Origin of the sequence: Microbacterium lacus, assembly GCF_039531105.1 — a bacterium.
In the GTDB taxonomy this organism is placed as follows: Bacteria; Actinomycetota; Actinomycetes; order Actinomycetales; family Microbacteriaceae; genus Microbacterium; species Microbacterium lacus.
On the sequence record NZ_BAAAPK010000001.1, the window covers coordinates 1,188,413 to 1,205,328 of the forward strand.

General features: G+C 73.1%; 14 protein-coding genes and 1 pseudogene. 7 read left to right on the plus strand and 8 right to left on the minus strand.

Annotated features, from left to right (window positions below; translation table 11 throughout):
* Window positions 1-33 precede the first annotated feature (33 nt).
* The 4 genes and pseudogenes from manA to ABD197_RS05540 all read left to right on the plus strand — a co-directional run bounded on the left by manA (window position 34) and on the right by ABD197_RS05540 (window position 6,015).
* On the plus strand, window positions 34-1,194 hold the full coding sequence (manA, locus tag ABD197_RS05525; RefSeq protein WP_344052419.1) for a mannose-6-phosphate isomerase, class I: 1,161 nt from the start codon (window positions 34-36) through the stop codon (window positions 1,192-1,194).
* 146 nt (window positions 1,195-1,340) lie between these two features.
* Window positions 1,341-1,661: a WhiB family transcriptional regulator gene (locus ABD197_RS05530; RefSeq protein ID WP_344052421.1), complete on the plus strand. Its 321-nt coding sequence runs from the start codon at window positions 1,341-1,343 to the stop codon at window positions 1,659-1,661.
* 92 nt (window positions 1,662-1,753) lie between these two features.
* Window positions 1,754-2,395 (plus strand): annotated as a pseudogene (locus tag ABD197_RS16705) (glycosyltransferase family 2 protein); the annotation flags it as partial.
* Between the two features lie 2,201 nt (window positions 2,396-4,596).
* Entirely contained in the window at window positions 4,597-6,015 is a 1,419-nt protein-coding gene (locus ABD197_RS05540; protein WP_344052425.1) for a DUF5719 family protein, read from the plus strand.
* A gap of 8 nt (window positions 6,016-6,023) precedes the next feature.
* Here ABD197_RS05540 and ABD197_RS05545 read toward each other — a convergent pair whose 3' ends face one another.
* Window positions 6,024-6,467: a metallopeptidase family protein gene (locus ABD197_RS05545; protein WP_425561001.1), complete on the minus strand. Its 444-nt coding sequence runs from the start codon at window positions 6,465-6,467 to the stop codon at window positions 6,024-6,026.
* Between the two features lie 169 nt (window positions 6,468-6,636).
* Here ABD197_RS05545 and ABD197_RS05550 point away from each other — a divergent pair, with 169 nt between their 5' ends.
* Both ABD197_RS05550 and ahcY read left to right on the plus strand, forming a co-directional pair.
* Complete coding sequence (locus tag ABD197_RS05550) at window positions 6,637-6,846, plus strand: DUF3499 family protein (protein WP_344052427.1); 210 nt, start codon at window positions 6,637-6,639, stop codon at window positions 6,844-6,846.
* Between the two features lie 29 nt (window positions 6,847-6,875).
* Complete coding sequence (gene ahcY, locus ABD197_RS05555) at window positions 6,876-8,336, plus strand: adenosylhomocysteinase (protein ID WP_344052429.1); 1,461 nt, start codon at window positions 6,876-6,878, stop codon at window positions 8,334-8,336.
* Between the two features lie 9 nt (window positions 8,337-8,345).
* Here the strand turns inward: ahcY and ABD197_RS05560 are convergent, their stop codons facing one another.
* Window positions 8,346-9,200, minus strand: coding sequence for an RDD family protein (locus ABD197_RS05560; RefSeq protein ID WP_344052431.1), 855 nt, complete (start codon window positions 9,198-9,200; stop codon window positions 8,346-8,348).
* Window positions 9,201-9,216: 16 nt separating this feature from the next.
* On the opposite strand from ABD197_RS05560, the gene ABD197_RS05565 reads away from it, so the two are divergent.
* A complete protein-coding gene (locus ABD197_RS05565) occupies window positions 9,217-10,212 on the plus strand; it encodes a stage II sporulation protein M (RefSeq protein ID WP_344052433.1) in 996 nt (331 codons plus the stop codon).
* 59 nt (window positions 10,213-10,271) lie between these two features.
* Here ABD197_RS05565 and ABD197_RS05570 read toward each other — a convergent pair whose 3' ends face one another.
* The 6 genes from ABD197_RS05570 to ABD197_RS05595 all read right to left on the minus strand — a co-directional run bounded on the left by ABD197_RS05570 (window position 10,272) and on the right by ABD197_RS05595 (window position 16,760).
* Window positions 10,272-11,084 (minus strand): aquaporin, encoded by an 813-nt coding sequence (locus tag ABD197_RS05570; RefSeq protein WP_344052435.1) that lies wholly within the window; start codon window positions 11,082-11,084, stop codon window positions 10,272-10,274.
* Window positions 11,085-11,227: 143 nt separating this feature from the next.
* Complete coding sequence (locus tag ABD197_RS05575; protein ID WP_344052437.1) at window positions 11,228-12,532, minus strand: DUF58 domain-containing protein; 1,305 nt, start codon at window positions 12,530-12,532, stop codon at window positions 11,228-11,230.
* Between the two features lies 1 nt (window position 12,533).
* Window positions 12,534-13,517 carry an AAA family ATPase gene (locus tag ABD197_RS05580; protein ID WP_344052439.1) on the minus strand — a complete coding sequence of 328 codons (984 nt, stop codon included), beginning with the start codon at window positions 13,515-13,517 and terminating at the stop codon, window positions 12,534-12,536.
* Window positions 13,514-14,722 carry a DUF4350 domain-containing protein gene (locus ABD197_RS05585; protein WP_344052441.1) on the minus strand — a complete coding sequence of 403 codons (1,209 nt, stop codon included), beginning with the start codon at window positions 14,720-14,722 and terminating at the stop codon, window positions 13,514-13,516. The genes ABD197_RS05580 and ABD197_RS05585 overlap by 4 nt, the downstream gene beginning before the upstream one ends.
* A complete protein-coding gene (locus ABD197_RS05590) occupies window positions 14,719-15,402 on the minus strand; it encodes a DUF4129 domain-containing protein (protein WP_344052443.1) in 684 nt (227 codons plus the stop codon). The genes ABD197_RS05585 and ABD197_RS05590 overlap by 4 nt, the downstream gene beginning before the upstream one ends.
* Entirely contained in the window at window positions 15,393-16,760 is a 1,368-nt protein-coding gene (locus ABD197_RS05595) for a glycerophosphoryl diester phosphodiesterase membrane domain-containing protein (protein WP_344052445.1), read from the minus strand. The genes ABD197_RS05590 and ABD197_RS05595 overlap by 10 nt, the downstream gene beginning before the upstream one ends.
* Window positions 16,761-16,916: the final 156 nt, after the last annotated feature.

The window sequence follows — 16,916 nt, forward strand, 5'->3', positions numbered from 1 at the left end:
AGGCTACCGGCTGGCGCCCTCTAGCCTGGAGGCATGCTCGCGCCGATCACGAACACGCCTCGGGACTACGACTGGGGCTCCACGAACCTCCTGGCCGACCTCGAGGGCCGACCGGCATCCGGGCAGCCGGAGGCCGAGATCTGGTTCGGCGATCATCCCGGCTGCCCGGCCCGCGTGGCGGACGGCCGCCCGCTCGGCGACTGGCTCCGCGACGAGGGCGCCGGCACCGGGGCACCGGAGCGCCTGCCCTATCTGCTGAAGCTCCTGGCGGCGGCTTCCCCCCTCTCGATCCAGGCGCACCCCTCGCGGGCGCAGGCGATCGAAGGATTCGCGCGCGAGGAGGCCGCGGGCATCCCACGGGACGCCGGGACGCGCACGTATCGCGACGACAACCACAAGCCCGAACTCATCGTCGCGATCAGCGATGAGTTCACCGCGCTCGCAGGGCTCCGCGACCTCGACACCACGCAGCGCCTGCTGGCGGAGCTCGGGCCCGCGGGCGACGATCTCGCGGCGCGACTGAGCGGGCCGGATGCCGCCTCCGCGCTCCGCGACACGATCCAGTGGCTGCTCTCGGGCGACTCGTCCGCGACCGTCGACGACGTGGTGGCCGCCGCGGCGCGCACCCGGTCCGACGCGTTCGCGGCCGAGTTCGCGCTCGTGGGCCGCCTGGCCGCCACGAACCCGGGCGACCCGGGCATCGTCGTGGCGCTGCTCATGAACCTCGTGACCCTGCGCCGCGGTGAGGGCGTGTATGTCCCGGCGGGCGTCCTGCACGCCTACCTCGAGGGGCTGGGTGTCGAGCTCATGGCCGCGAGCGACAACGTGCTGCGCGGCGGGCTCACCCCCAAGCACATCGACGTGGACGAGCTCGTCGCCGTGCTCGACGCGACACCGGGCCCCGCTCCGGTCGTCCGCGCGGAATCCCGCAGCGGGGGAGTGTTCGTCTACCCGACGCCCGCGCCCGACTTCGCCCTGACGCGTGTGGAGGTGGCGGATGCCGACGTCGCGCTCGCGCTCACCGGTGTCGCGATCGCCGTCGCCACCGCCGGTGAGGTGACGCTGCGCGGTGCGGCGGGCGAGCCCGTGTCCCTCCGCCCCGGTCAGGCGGTGCTGATCACGCCCGACGAGCGTCCCGTCGCCGCGGGACGCGGTGAGCTGTTCGTCGCGCAGCCGGGCGTGTCCGGATCGTGATCCGAGCGCGACACGCCGCTGGCGCGTCGTAAACGTTCAAGTCCGGGATGAGGCTTTACGATCTGCGACTTGACCCTGGCGAACTACACGGGTGTAATTACTCGTACACGCGAACAGCGTGGGGGGATGACAGCAAGGAGAACGAGATGACGGGTTACCGTTCCGGCGTTCCCGACAATTGGTTCGTCGACCCGGTCCAGCTCGGGGTTCCCGGAGTCCGCCGGCCGCTGGCCGACGAAGAGGGCAACCCGCTCGGCTGGCAGACCGATGCGCTGTGCGCGCAGACCGACCCAGAGGCGTTCTTCCCCGAGAAGGGCGGATCGACCCGCGACGCGAAGAAGATCTGCACGACGTGCGACGTCCGGGGCGAGTGCCTCGAGTACGCGCTGCAGAACGACGAGCGCTTCGGCATCTGGGGCGGCCTGAGCGAGCGCGAGCGCCGCAAGCTCAAGCGCCGCGCCAGCTGACCGGCTGAGCCGCAGAGCGATCCGGTCGCGTTCGCGCCCTCGCGGCGCGTGCGCGCGGCTCGTCGCCGCCGCCGACCTAGGCTGACCACGTCATGCCCGCCAGAGTCCACGCCATCCTCGTCGTGCGCCCCGACGGTCGCACGCCGGCGGCGCACCACCTGCGCCGCACGCTCGCGGCCCTGGGCGAGCAGACGCGGCGCGTCGATGCGCTCACGATCGTCGCGTGCGGTGACGACCCGGGTGTCGCCGCCGTGGCTGCCGCGTCCGGGGCCGAATCGGTGATCACGGCGCCCGCGTCCACGACGTTCGCTGCGGCGACCGCGATGGCGACCCTGCGCGTGACGGGCGACGCGGTGTGGTTGCTCGCGCAGGACACCGCTCCCGAGCCGGAGGCGCTGGCCCGCCTCGTCGGCGCCCTCGAGCTCGGCCCGTCGGTGGCCTTCGTCGCGCCCAAGCTCGTCCGCTGGGACGACCGCACGTCGATCGTGTCACTCGGGGTCAGCATGACCGGCTTCGGCCGCACGATCGAACTGGCCGATGACGAACTCGACCAGGGTCAGCACGACGCCCGCGAAGACGTCCTCGGGTCCGACATCCGCGGAGTGCTCGCCCGCACCGACGCATGGCGGTCGCTCGGCGGCCTCGACCGATCGCTCTCGGGAGCGGACGAAGGTCTGGACCTCGGCGTGCGCGCACGATTGAGCGGGGCCCGCGTGCTGCTGGTCCCCACCGCCCTCGTCGCGGTCGCCGGTGACGGCGTGGCGGGGCTCCCTGCCCCGCTCACCGCTCCGCGGCGCCGCAGGCGCGCCTTCGCCTCCCGCACCGCCCAGCTGCACCGCCGACTCGTGTACGCCTCACCGGTCGCGGTGTTCTTCCTCTGGCTCGCCATCCTGCCGATCGCGGTGTGGCGAACGATCCTCCAGCTCGTGCGGAAGCAGCCCGGATTCGTGATCCCCGAGTGGCAGGCGGCGCTGGCGGCCCTGGTCCGACTGCCGTCCGTCGCACGCGCTCGCACACGGATCCGCACGTCGCGCGCCGCGTCGTGGGCGCAGATCACTCCGTTGCGCGTCTCGCAGCGCGACCTGCGCGAGCAGCTCGACGACGATGCGGACTCGATCGATCCCGCACGACGCGGTGACCTGCGCTTCTTCACCGGCGGTGGCGCCTGGCTCGTGCTCGGGGCGATCGTCGTGTCGATCGCGGCCTTCCCGGCGCTCGCCGCGTGGACGGTGCTCGGCGGGGGCGGACTGCAGCCGCTCGTGGCCGGCGTCGCGCAGCTGTGGGCCGAGGCGGCCTACGGCCTGCGCGCATCGGGCTTCGACACGATCGGCCCGGCCGACCCGTTCGCCGCCGTCCTCGCTGTCGTGGGCACGCTCTGGCCCTTCGACCCGTCCCGCGCCCTCGTGATCGTGTGGCTCGCCGCCCTGCCCCTCGCGGCGCTCGGCGGCTGGTTCGCCGCCACGCGCGTGACCGACCGCTCCGTGCTGCGGTTCGCGGGCGGCGCGCTCTGGGCGCTCGCGCCGACCTTCCTGGCCGCCCTCACGCAGGGACGGCCGAGCGCCGTGCTCGCGCACCTCCTGCTGCCCTGGCTGTTCTACGCCGGCTCGGTCGCGCAGCGCTCCTGGGTCGCGTCCGGAGCCGCATCCCTCCTCTTCGCCGCCGTGATCGCGTGCGCACCCTCGCTCGCCCCTGCTCTGGTCGTCGCGCTCGTCGGGGCGATCGTGCTCACCGTGGTGCTCCGCCGCGGGCGCGGCGTCGCGCGACTCATCTGGATCGCCGTGCCGGGGGCCCTGCTGGCGGCGCCCCTCGTGTGGCGTCAGCTGCGCACCGGCAATGCGTGGGGGCTGCTCGCCGACCCGGGTCTGGGGTGGGCGGGGCCGCAAGTGGCGGCGGATGCCGCGGGGCGGGCGCTGCTGGCCGCCGGCATCCCGACCCCCGACCTGGTCGGCTGGGCGGGGTTCCTGCCGGGCGTGCCGACGTGGTGGGTGCCGCTGCTCGCGGCGCCCGTCGCGCTGCTCGCGGTCATCGCCCCGCTCACGCAGCGCTGGGCGGCCGGCATCACCCTGCTGGTGATCACGGCGCTCGGCCTCGCGACCGCGTTCGGGGCGGTCGGCATCTCGGTCGCGTTCGCGCAGTCGTTCCCCGTCGCGCTCTGGCCCGGGACCGGACTCAGCCTCGCCTGGCTCGGCGCGGTCGGCGGCGCGCTCGCAGCCCTCGATGCCGGGCTCGCACCGCGGCTCGCCGCGGTGCGCACGGTTGCGGCGACCGTCGCGATGGTCGGTGTGCTCGTGCTCGCCGTTCCGGCGCTCACGTCGATGGCGCGGGGCACATCCCTTCTCACGAACGGCCCGGCGAGCACCCTGCCGGCGTACGTGGCCGCGGCGGGCCGGGAGGATCCGGAAGTGGGGACGATCATCCTCACCCCGCAGAACGAGGGCGGCGTGTCGGCGCAGGTCGTGTGGGGCGGGAGTCAGACCCTGAACGGACAGGCGACGATCCTGTCGACGCGCACGGCCGGCATCCCCTCAGACGACGAAGTGGCGGACCTCACCGCGAACCTGGTGACCTCATCCGCGGAGGACGTCGTCGGAGACCTCGCCGCGGACGGGGTGAGCTTCGTCCTCCTGGCCCCGGCCGCCGCGCCCGAGTCCGACCTCTCGCGCGCCTTCCGGCTCTCCGCCGAGACCGCGCTCAACCAGCGCGACGGCCTCGACGCCGTGGGCGATACCGCGAAGGGCGCGCTCTGGCGCGTGACCCAGGACGTTCAGCCGCGCGCCTCGGCGTCGGCATCCGTCCACGACCTGTCCCGCACGATCGGACTCGTGCAGCTCGGCGCGGTGCTCGTGGCGCTGCTGCTCGCGATCCCGACGGCGGCGTCGCGTCGCGAAGCCCGCCGCGCGCCCCGCGTCGTGGGACCGCACTGGAGGGAAGGCCGATGACCGACCGCCCCGCCTTCCGATGGGCGACCACGAGCGCGCGGCTGCTGGCCGGCACGCTCGTGGCGATCGCGTTCGTGATCGCGGTCGTCACCTCGGTCTCGATCGCGTGGCCGACGCTGGGGCGAGAGCCCGCACAGGTCGCGGCCACCCCGGCGCCGGCCGACAGCGTCCTCGTGTGCACGGGCGGTGTCCTCGCGATCGGGCGGGACGCGGTGGATGCCTCGCGCATCGAGACCGCTGCGCCGCAGAGTGTGATCAGCGGAGTCGCGCAGGGCGACCCGACACCCTCGTCGGCGTCGCTGTCCGGACCGACGATCGACGGCGTCTCCGCGCCGACAGTCGTCGTCGCGGCCCCCGCGGCCGGCGCGCGGACCGACGTCGCGGCATCCGGATCCGCCACGGTCTCGGCCGACGATCTCCGCGGATTCGCCGCGTCCGCGTGCCGGCCCGCGCTCATGGAGTCGTGGCTCGTGGGCGGATCGGCCGCGACCGGCGCGTCCGACGTCGTGCTGCTGGCGAACCCCGGCACCGTCCCCGCGACCGTGCAGCTCACCGTCTACGGTGCTGCCGGCGTGCAGAACCCGCCCGGCGGCACCGACCTCGTCGTCGCGCCCGGCGCGCAGATCGTCGTTCCGCTGGCCGGTCTCGTCCTCGGGGAGGAGAGCCCGGTGGTGCGGGTCACGGCGACCGGCGCACCCGTGCAGGCGGCGCTGCAGACGAGCATCACCCGCACCCTCGTTCCGGGCGGCGTCGACCAGGTCGGCGCGATCGCCGCGTCGGCGAAGACCCAGGTGGTCCCCGGAGTCAGTGTGACGCAGAACCCCGGTGCGGACGGCGCCACCGGAACCGCGACGCTCGTGCGCATCCTCTCCGCCGACGCGGACACGACCGTCACGATCACCGCGACCGCGATCGGGGCCGCGGCGGGGCCGCCCACGACCGAGACCGTGCCGGTCACCGCCGGCATCCCCACCGAGGTGGAGCTGCCGACCCTCGTCGCCGGCGACTACACCGTCGTCGTGACCGCCGAGTCACCCGTCGTGGCGGCCGTGTGGGAGACCACCGGATTCGGCGAGGGATCGGACTTCGCGTGGTACGCCGCCGCACCCGAAGTGGAGGCGCCGAGCCTGTTCGCCGCGCCGCCCGGCCCCGCGCCGGTCCTCGCGCTCGCGAATCCGACCGACACAGCGGTCACCGTGAGCGTGGACGCCGTGGACGGCGCGTTCGCCCAGCAGGTCACGGTCGCCCCCGGGGCGTCGGCCTCGGTGCAGCTCACCGCCCGGACCGTCTACCGGCTCAGCACCGAGGGGGGCGGCATCCGCGCGGGTCTCACGCAGAGCGGCGACGGCGCGCTCGCAGGATTCCCGGTGTGGCCGTCGGATGCCGCCGCGGGCGAGATCACGGTCTACCCGTAGCGCCGCACTCAGAAGAAGCGGAACCGTTCCGGCCCGAGGTCCCACGGGTCGCGGCCGAGGTACTCCGCCGCGGCCCGGAAGACGCTGCTCTCGACCATCATGCGGCGGTGCAGGTCGTCGTCGCGGTGCAGGTGGCTCAGTCGCTCGATCGGGAGGCGGTACATGATGATGCGCTTCTCGTCGACCAGCGCCCGCCAGCGGGGGATGCCGTCGTCGTCCGTCGAGGGGGGCATGTCGCCGACCTCGAAGCTCACATCGCGCAGTTCGGGCCAGGCCGAACGGAGGAACTCCGCGGCCGTGCCGACAGCGAGGTCGAAGCGATCGACGCGGGTCTCCAGCGGCGGCAGCGGCGGGCGCACGATCGGACTCCGGCCCTCTCGGCCGTGGCGGCCGTGGCGGGACGGCCGGCGCGCGGGAGTGGGTGCATGCTCCTTGCTGCGCCGCCATGCCATGCTCCGATCCTACGTCGCGGGGTCGCTCGCTGCGTCGGCGCCGGAAACCTGCGATGGCCCCACGAAATCTGAAGCGCCATCGCAGGTTGGTGTCGCCAACGTGGGGGAGGGGTGGGGTGCGCGGCGCGGCGGCGACGCGGGTGCGGCGGGCGCGGATAGCGTGGAGGCGATGCGCGAACGACTCTGCTCGAAGGTGGGATGCGCCCGCGAGGCCGTCTCCACCCTCACCTACGACTACGGCGACCAGATGGCGGTCCTCGGACCCCTCGGGTTCGGTGGCGACCCGCACGCCCACGACCTGTGCGCGATCCACACCGACCGGCTGTCGATGCCGAAGGGCTGGGTCGTCGTCCGTCACGAGACGCTCGCGCAGCGCTGACGCGCCGGCCCGTCTGGGAGAATGGGCGGATGAGCACTGATGTCGCCGCCGCCCTCGAGTTCCACGTCGCCGATCTGAGCCTCGCCGAAGCCGGGCGTCACCAGATCCGTCTCGCCGAGAACGAGATGCCGGGTCTCATGGCCCTGCGCGAGGAGTTCGGCCCCGCCCAGCCCCTGGCCGGTGCCCGCATCGCCGGGTCGCTGCACATGACCGTGCAGACCGCTGTGCTGATCGAGACCCTCACGGCTCTGGGTGCGCAGGTGCGCTGGGCGAGCTGCAACATCTTCTCCACGCAGGACGAAGCCGCCGCCGCGGTCGCCGTCGGTCCGACCGGCACGGTCGACGCACCCGCGGGTGTGCCCGTCTTCGCGTGGAAGGGCGAGACGCTCGCCGAATACTGGGCGTGCACCGACCGCATCTTCGACTGGTCGGCCGAAGGCTTCGCCGGACCCAACCTGATCCTCGACGACGGCGGCGACGCGACCCTGCTCGTCCACAAGGGCGTCGAGTTCGAGCGCGCGGGCGCGGTGCCGGATGCCGCCCCCTCGGACTCCGCGGAATACCGGATCGTGCTCGACACGCTTCGGTCGAGCCTCGAGCGCGACCCCGAGCGCTTCGCGCGTCTCGCGGAGGGACTGATCGGAGTGACGGAGGAGACCACGACGGGCGTCCACCGCCTGTACGAGCTCGCCGCAGCAGGGCAGCTCCTGTTCCCGGGGATCAACGTCAACGACTCGGTCACCAAGTCGAAGTTCGACAACAAGTACGGCATCCGTCACTCGCTCCCCGACGGACTGAACCGGGCCACCGACGTGCTCATCGGCGGCAAGACCGCCTTCGTCGTGGGGTACGGCGACGTGGGCAAGGGCGCGGCGGAAGCGCTTCGCGGTCAAGGGGCACGCGTGATCGTCGGCGAGGTCGACCCGATCTGCGCTCTGCAGGCCGCGATGGACGGCTTCCAGGTGGCGCGCCTGGAGTCCGTTCTGGGCGAGATCGATCTCGTCGTGACCGGGACCGGCAACAAGAACGTCGTGACCGTCGAGCACCTGCTGGGACTCAAGCACCTCGCGATCGTCGCGAACGTCGGCCACTTCGACAACGAGATCGACATGGCCGGGCTCGAGTCGCTCCCGGGCGCCGAGGCGATCGAGATCAAGCCGCAGGTGCACGAGTGGCGGCTGCCGAACGGGCGCAGTGTGCTCGTCCTCAGCGAAGGTCGCCTGATGAACCTCGGGAACGCCACCGGGCACCCCTCGTTCGTCATGAGTGCGTCCTTCACGAACCAGGTGCTCGCCCAGCTCGAGCTCTTCACCAACATCCAGGCGTACCCGGTCGGCGTCTACACGCTGCCCAAGGCGCTCGATGAGAAGGTGGCGCGGCTGCACCTCGCGGCGCTCGGTGTCGAGCTGACCGAACTGAGCCCGGAGCAGGCCGCGTACATCGGCGTCCCGGTGGAGGGGCCCTACAAGCTGGAGCACTACCGGTACTGAACCCGCGGGTCAGCGCTCCGGGAACCCCCGTGGGGTGCCGGATGCCGATGCCGTGAGCGCGGCGACACGCTGGTCCTCGAGCTGAAGCGCGCGCAGCTCGCGGTCGCGGCGGACGGCGACCACCGCGCGGACGAACGTCTCCGCATCCACGGGAGGGACCGGGGACACGTGCTCCGACGCTTCCGCCGCGAGGGCCTGCGCGAGCCGGGCCCGCTGCGGCGGCTGCATCGCGTCGGCGTTCTGCACGAACTGCGCGATGCGGCGCGACAGGCGGTCGGGGAGGCGGGCCACATCGGCGGTGGGCGCCCATCCGGCGAGGGCGGGTGGCACCGGCGGAGCAGGCGGCGGCAGCTTCGGCGTGCGTGTGCGTTCCGAGTAGGTGCCGGCCATCAGGTCGCCGAGCCGCTGCGCGCGGGGTGTGAAGGCGCCGACGAGCGCGGCGACCGCCCCGACCGTGAGCCAGATCTCGAACACGCCCACCAGTGCCCGGATGAACGCCTGCCGGAACCCGGACGCACCGCCGTCCGTGCGGACGATCCGTCCGCCCACGACGAGCTTGCCGAGACTGCGTCCACGGGTGATCGTCTCGACCACGGTGGGGATCGCGACGGTCACGGTGACCAGGACCACGATCGTGAGGATCGGCAGGGTGACGGCATCCAGCGCCCCCTGCCCGACGAGCCACATCGCGACCAGCGCGAGGAGCACGAAGACGACGACGCCCAGGAGAACGTCGATCAGCGCGCCCAACGCACGGAGGAAGTACCCGACCGGCTGCACGTCGAGCGCCACAGCCTCGCCCGTGAGGATCTCGTCCTGGGCGAGATCCACCACCCGGGCGGCAGGGGGTGTCGGTGCGGGCATGCGTACAGTTAACCGCATGGACCTCGACGCTCTGGCGGCCGCGCGCGGCGCCGAGTGGGCGCGGCTGGACGAGCTCAGTCGCTCGCGCCGGCTGTCCGGGAGCGAGGTCGACGAGCTCGTCACGCGCTACCGTGCGGCATCCGCGGATCTCGCCGACATCAAGACGTCCGCCGGCCGCACCGCGCACGGCGACCATGTCTCGACGATGCTCGCCCGGGCGCGGCTGCGCCTGACCGGGGCTCCGGAGAACGTGCTGCGGCAGATTCCGCGGTTCTTCGCGCTGCAGCTGCCCGCGGCGCTGTACCGGGTGCGGTGGACGACGCTCGTGATCGCCGTGCTGTTCATCGCGGTGACCGCGCTCGTCGCGTTCTGGATCTCGGGTGATGAGGCGCTCGTCGCGTCTCTCGGCAGCCGGGCGCAGTTGGAGTACTACGCCGAGAACGAGTTCACGGGGTACTACAGCGAGAACCCGGCCGCCGTGTTCGCCGGGACGGTGTGGACGAACAACGCGTGGATCGCCGCGCAGTGCGTTCTTTTCGGCATCACCGGCATCTGGCCGATCATGGTGCTCGTGCAGAACGCCGTGGGCGTGGGCACCGCCGCCGCGGTCATGCTCGCGTTCGACCGCGGGGATGTGTTCCTGCTGTTCATCCTCCCGCACGGCCTGCTCGAGCTGACGTGCATCTTCGTCGCCGGCGCGGCGGGGCTTCATATCTGCTGGGCCTGGGTCGCCCCCGGACGGCGCTCCCGCGGGGAGGCGCTGGCCGCTGCCGGTCGCTCCCTCGCGACGATCGCGCTCGGGCTCGTGATCGCCCTCGGACTGTCGGGCCTGATCGAGGGGTTCGTGACCGCCCAGCCCTGGCCGTGGCCCGTGAAGATCGGCATCGGCGCCCTCGCGCTCGGGGTCTTCGTGTTCTACATGGTCTTCGTCGGCGGCCGCGCGCATCGGCGCGGCGAGACGGGCGACGTGACCGAGTACGAGGCCGGCACCCCCACGCTCACCGCCGGCTGACCCCGGCAAAGCGAAAGGGCCGGCCGCGAAGCGGACCGGCCCTTTTCGGCAGAGCAGACTCAGGCCTTCTTGCGGGTCCCGTCGAACAGCGCCCGGTAGGCGAAGCCGGCGATGAGACCGCCGATGATCGGGAACACGATGAACACCCACACCTGGCTGAACGCCAGGCCGCCGCCGTACACCGCGGTCGCGATCGAACGGGCCGGGTTCACCGACGCGTTGTCGATGGGGATGATCGCGAGGTGGATGAGCACGAGGGTCAGACCGATCGCGAGGCCCGCGAAGTTCGAGCCGCGCGTGGAGTGCGTGACACCGAGGATCACCGTGACGAACAGCGCCGTGAACAGCACCTCGACGATGATCGCCGCACCCAGGCCGAAGCCGCCGGGGGAGAGCTCACCGAAGCCGTTGCTCGCGAACCCGCCGTCCTGCGCCGCGGACAGCCAGCCGTCCGGGCCGAAGATGCCGATCAGCACGATCAGGGTCGTCGCGACGAGACCGCCGACGATCTGGGCGATCACGTAGGGGATGACGCTCTTCCAGGGGAAGCGACCCGCGGCCGCGAGGCCCAGGGTCACGGCCGGATTGAAGTGGCCACCCGAGATCGGACCGAACGCGTACGCGCCCGCGATCACGGTGATGCCGACGGCGAGGGCGACGCCGGTGAAGCCGACGCCGAGCGAAGTGCCGTTGTCGCTCGCGCCGAAGTTCGCAGCGAACAGGGCCGTGCTGATGACGCCGAGGACCAGCAGCAGGGTGCCGAACGCCTCAGCGATGAGGGTGGCCGCGGTCGAGGGTCCGGCCGGGACCTCCGCGGGGGTGTGATCGAGCTCGGTCGGCTCGACGGGCTTGTCAGGACGCGGGTCGCTCATGACTCGAAGCTCCTTCTGATCGGAACGGGCGGCGGATCCGCCGACCCAGAGCCTAGGGCATGCTCAGCAACTTCCCAGGGAGCGTGGTCGGCAGGGCGCGGATGCCGGTCATCCGGCGTCATGTTCGTCCCGTCGCGGCGGCGTCAGAGTCGCCCCGCCGCCTTCAGCGCCAGATAGCGGTCGGCGATCCGGGGCGGCAGGGCCTCGGCATCCGCGCTGATCGCTTCGCCGCCCGCGCGGGCGACCTCGGCGGCGACCGCGGCGGCGTCGCGGGAGGCGCGCTCCGCGTCGGCCTCGCGGTACGCCGCCGCGGCGTCCGCGGCGTCCGCTGCCGGCACCCGCTCGGCGTCGGTCACCGTGCCGACGAGCACGTGCGCGCGGCGGGCGAGGGCGGGAAGGGATCCGAGGAACCCGCGAGCGGCATCCGGAGCATCCTGCGCCGTCAGCAGCACGACGAGCGACGGGCGAGAGGTGAGGCTCCGCACCGCGGCGAACGCCGCGTCCCAGTCCGTGTCGATCAGCTGCGGCTCGACGGTCGCCATCGCGTCCACGAGCGCGGGCAGCAGCGAAGGGCCATCCACCCGAGTCACGCGCGCCCGGGTCGTCCGGTCGAACATGAGCAGATGCGTGTGGTCGCCTGCGCGGGATGCGAGGGCGGCGAGCAGCAGAGCCGCCTCCATCGCGGCATCCAGGCGCACGCCGTCGCCGACGCGCGCCGCCGCAGTGCGCCCCGTGTCGATCACGATCACGACGTGCCGGTCGCGCTCGGGCCGCCACGTGCGCAGCATCGTCGTGCCCGCCCGGGCCGTGGCGCGCCAGTCGATCGAGCGCACGTCGTCTCCGCGCACGTATTCGCGAAGGCTGTCGAACTCGGTGCCCTGCCCGCGCACCTGCACGCTCGTGTTGCCGTCCAGCTCGCGCAGCCGCGCGAGCCGCGACGGCAGGTGACGTCGTGCCGTGAACGGGGGAAGGACCCGGATGCTGCCCCGCGACGTCACCGTGGCCTGCCTGCCCGCGAGTCCCAGAGGACCGTCCGCGCGCACGGCGACGAACTCCGACCTCAGCTCGCCCCGGCGCCGCGGCGCCAGCGGCACGGTGACGCGGCGACGCTCTCCGGCAGGCACATCGATCGGGATGCGCGCCTCCGGCGCTCCCGCGGTCGGCTGCCAGGCGTCGCGCATCCGCCCGCGCACCCGGCGCTCCCCGGGGTTGGTCAGCCACATGCCGGTCTCCACACGCTGGCCGAGCAGCGCGCGGGCGGGTTCATCGCGGTTGACCCGCAGGACGCGGGGGTCGGGAGCTAGGGCCGCGTCGCCGAGCGCCGCAGCCGCGCACAGGAGCAGCCAGCCCGCCGCGCCGATCCATGCATTCACACCCGCGAGCGAGAGCAGCACGACGGGCACGGCGCCGAGGGCGACGAGGAGGGGGAGGCGGCCGGTGACGAACACGTCAGATCGGAACGCGGGTCTGCTGCAGCACGGAACCGAGCACCGCGTCGACCGAGACGCCCTCGAGTTCGGCATCCGGTCGCAGCCTCAGCCGGTGCCGCCATGTCGGCACGAGCATCGTCTGCACGTGGTCGGGGGTGATCGCCGGGTATCCGCCGAGCCACGCCCACGCCTTCGCCGCCGCCAGCAGCGCGGTCGTCGCGCGCGGACTCACGCCGAGCTGCACGGAAGGGCTCCGACGGGTCGCCTGGGCGAGGTCGACGACGTAGCCGAGGACGTCGTCCGAGACCGTGACGGATGCCGCCGCCTGCTGTGCCGCGTGGATCTCGGCGGCGCTCACGACCGGTCCGATCCCGGCCGCGGCGAGGTCGCGCGGGTCGAAGCCCTCGGCGTGGCGGCGGAGGACGGCGAGCTCGGCGTCCCGCGCGGGGATCTCGACGATCAGCTTGAGGAGGAACCGGTCCAGCTGCGCCTCGGGGAGCGTGTAGGTGCCCTCCTGCTCGATCGGGTTCTGCGTCGCGGCGACCAGGAACGGGTCCGGCAGCCGCCGGGTCACGCCGTCGGTGGAGACCTGCCGCTCCTCCATCGCCTCGAGCAGCGCCGACTGGGTCTTGGGCGGCGTGCGGTTGATCTCGTCGGCGAGGACGACGTTCGTGAAGACCGGTCCTTCGCGGAACTCGAACTCGCCGGCCTTCGCGTCGTACACGAGGGATCCGGACACATCTCCGGGCATGAGATCGGGCGTGAACTGGATGCGCTTCGTGTCGAGCCCGAGGGCGGTGCTGAAGGCTCGCACGAGCAGGGTCTTGGCCACACCCGGGACGCCCTCCAGGAGCACGTGTCCGCGCGAGAGGAGAGCGATCAGCAGCCCGGTGACGGTGCCGTCCTGGCCGATCACGGCTTTGCCGACTTCGAGGCGCACCCGGTTCATCGCTTCGCGCAGGGCGGCGTCGTCTGCGGTCGGGGGCGGGGTCGGATCGCTCATCGGGTGGTCCTTTCGTCACGTGCGGTCTCGGGTCGCACACGCACGTGCACGGCCCGTTCGAGGTCTTTCAGCCGTCGGTGCAGCTCCGCCAGATCGGCGTCGGTGCGGGGTGTCGCGTCGATCAGGATGCCGCGCACGGCGCCGCGGTCCCATCCGGTGCGCGCGGCGGCGGCATCCGCGATCTCTCCGGCCGCCGCCTGCGGGCCCAGGCCCAGCAGCGCGGCGAGCCGGGACAGCGCGCCGATCCGCAGCTGGTCGGCGGCGTGCAGCGCGTCCCGGGCGTGCGCGTACAGCCGCGCCCTGCCCTCGGTGGTCTCTCCCGCGCGGACGGTCACCGGGAGGCGCTCGGCGACGAGCGCGCCGAAGCGCCGCCCGCGCCAGATCGCCGCCGCGACCCCTGAGGCCAGCAGCAGCACGATCACCGGGCTCACCCACGGCGGGGTGAGCTCGCCCAGCGACGGATCGCCGTCGATCAGATCGGTGTCGGTCAGGGCGGGCATCCACCAGATGACCGTCGGATGCCGCCCCATCAGGTTGACGGCGAGGGCGGCATTGCCGTTCTCGGCGAGATGCTCGTTCGTGAAGAGCGCCCGCCCGTCCACCGCCGTGAGCGGACGACCGTCTCGTGTGCCGGAGAGCAGTCCGTAGCCGCCTCCGGTCGCGTAGCACGCGTCGATACCGGCGCCGGACTGGTAGATCGCGCCGGGTGCGACGCCGCCCGCGCGCTCGGCCGCGGCGAGGGCGCAGGCGCCGTCGACGACGGTGCCCGGCCCCACGCCCGACGTCGACGATCCCGGCAGCAGCAGTCGCAGGGTGCGGGCGCGCGGGTCGATCAGGACGACGTCGGCGGCGGCATCCGTCACCGCGGTGAGGCCGTCGTCGGACAGGGACGGTGCGTCGGGCACCACGAGCGTGGCCGCGCCGCGCTGCAGCGCCTCGCGCGCCGCGGCGCGGTCGCGGACGACGGTGACGTCGATTCCTCGGTCGCGGAGGATCTCGACGAGGGCTTGCGCGCCGGTGGGACCGGCGGACTCGGGATCGAGCACGTTCCGCTCGCTCCAGCGGCCGAGGCCGGCCAGGGCCGTGCCTGCGATCCCGACGCCGATCAGCACGGCGGCGATCGCGATCCACGCGGTGACGCGTCGTCGCCGGGAAGGCGCTGTCGTGCCCGATGCCGGATCGGCGGCCACGGTCGCCGCGGTCATCGGGCCGCCTCCGTGAGACCTGCGGACTCGGGCAGCACGGGGCGGGTGCGGGTCACCTGCTCGTCGACCGCGACGATGCGCGCGTAGAGCTCGGAGGTGCCGGGACGACGCAGGTAGCGGACGTCGTCGAAGCCCGCCGCGGCCCCTTCCAGGACATCGGCCTCGGCGGGGAACGCTCGTGCGGCCGACCGCGCGAAGGCGTGCACGGTTGCTCCGGGCGGGGTGTCGACGGCGCCGCGTTCGAGCAGCCCGCGCGCGAGTGCGCGGAAGCGCAGCACGATCGCGGCGTCCCACTCGCCGGCCGCGGCGCGGGCGGCGGCGTCGTCACGCAATCGGGAGGCGGACAGGCCGTCGTCGGTCCGGAACGGGTCCTCCGCCCTTCGGCGCCGCCCGGTGGCGCGGGGGACTCCCCAGATGAGGAACGCTGCCACGATCACGAGGACCACGACGATCGCGGCGATCAGCGCGACCCACGGACCCCATTCACCCTCGAGCTGGGTGCCGAAAAGCGAGGCGAAGAAATCGCCGACCGCGCGAGCGATGAGGTCCAGCGGCGTGGGCTGAGCCGCGGCGTACGCCGGATCGGAGAGCTCCTGCTCGGCCCACCGGCGCGCCTCGTCGCCGTCCGGAGTGAGGGGCGGGACGGAGGCGGACAGCCGCGGAAGGGCGGTCAGGACCACGGCGAGTCGGGGTCGGCCCTGTCGGGACGCGCTCCCGGCGCCGTCCAGCGGGTCGGCGGGGCGTCGTCCGTCGGATCAGGAGGCGCGGCGGATGCCGGGGGCGGTGAATACGGCGGGGGAGGCGCGTAGCCCGGCGCGGGCGCGTAGCCCGGAGCGGGCGCGTAGCCCGGGGTGGGAGGGTGACCAGGGGCTGGCGCGTAGCCGGGGGCGGGAGCGTAGCCGGGGGCCGTCGCGGAGCCCGGAGCGGCCGACGGGCCCGGGTACGGAGGCGGCGGGTAGGCGCCGTAGCCCGGGGCGTACGCCGTCGGGCGCGGAGCGATCTCGCGCCCGACGTTCTCGCGATACGGATCGGGGAGGGCCGTCGCACCGCCGTCGCGCCGCTCGATGTAGGTGAGCAGGTCGAGGTCGAGGCCTTCGCGCCGCATCCGGCAGTCGATGTAGATGATCGAGGTGGCGGTGGCCTGGACGACGACGGCGACGGACTGGATGAGCAGCGTGACGACCTGGGTGAGGACGGCGCCGGCGATGATCGCGATGATCGCGCTCGGCTCCGGGGCTCCGGTCGGCGCGATGATCGTGGTCAGGCCGCTGGAGAGGAACGAGAACGGCAGGCTGATCACCTGCGCGATCGCGCCGAACGTGAGCGAGATGATGACGACGATGCCGAGCGCTTGCCAGAAGCGCCCGCGGATGAGCGTCCACGAACGGACGACGGCGCCGCGGATCGTCGCGTGCTCGAGGATGATCGCCGCGGGCGCGAGCAGGAGCTTCGTGCTGAGCCAGAGCGTGAGCGGAACCGCCGCGAGGATCAGGAGCACGGTGAGTCCGATCGCGACGGGGAGGGCGGCCACCCCCACCGCGATCACACCGGCGGCCACGACGGCGATCACGACGAGGACAGCCAGGGTCAGCAGGAACGAGTAGCCGATCAGACGCCAGACCACGGGCTTGAGCTGCTGCCAGAGGGCGCGCAGAGTGAGCTTCTCGGCGACGGCGGCGTGCGCGACCTCCGTGACGACGATGCCCTGCACGATCACGCCGAGCGCCGCCGAGGCCAGGCCCAGGACGAACGCCGCGATCGCGGTGACCGCGACCGACCCGGCCAGCACGGCGTTGAACTCGTCCGTGCCCTCGCGCAGCGTGTCCAGGCGGGTGAAGGAGGCGAGGGCGACCGCGCCCACACCCAGCAGGACGAGGATGTACGCCGCGGTCTGCACGCACAGCGCGAAGCCGAGGAGCACGCGCGGGTTCTGGCGGAGCGCAGCGAACGAGCGTCCGAGGATCGTGCCGAACGTCAGGGGCCGGAGCGGGATGATGCCGGGGCGGGACGCCGGGGTCCAGGCCGGATAGGCGGTCACGGATGCGCCTCCTCGTGATCGTGGTTCCCCATCGTTTCACACCCTTCCGACGGTTCTGCGGCGCTTCAGCGTCCGCCGAGCGCCCCCTCGGCCTGTCTTCAGGCGTCTTCGACTACTCTGTGGGGAGCGCACGGGGACGCGCGAGCAGTGCCGTGC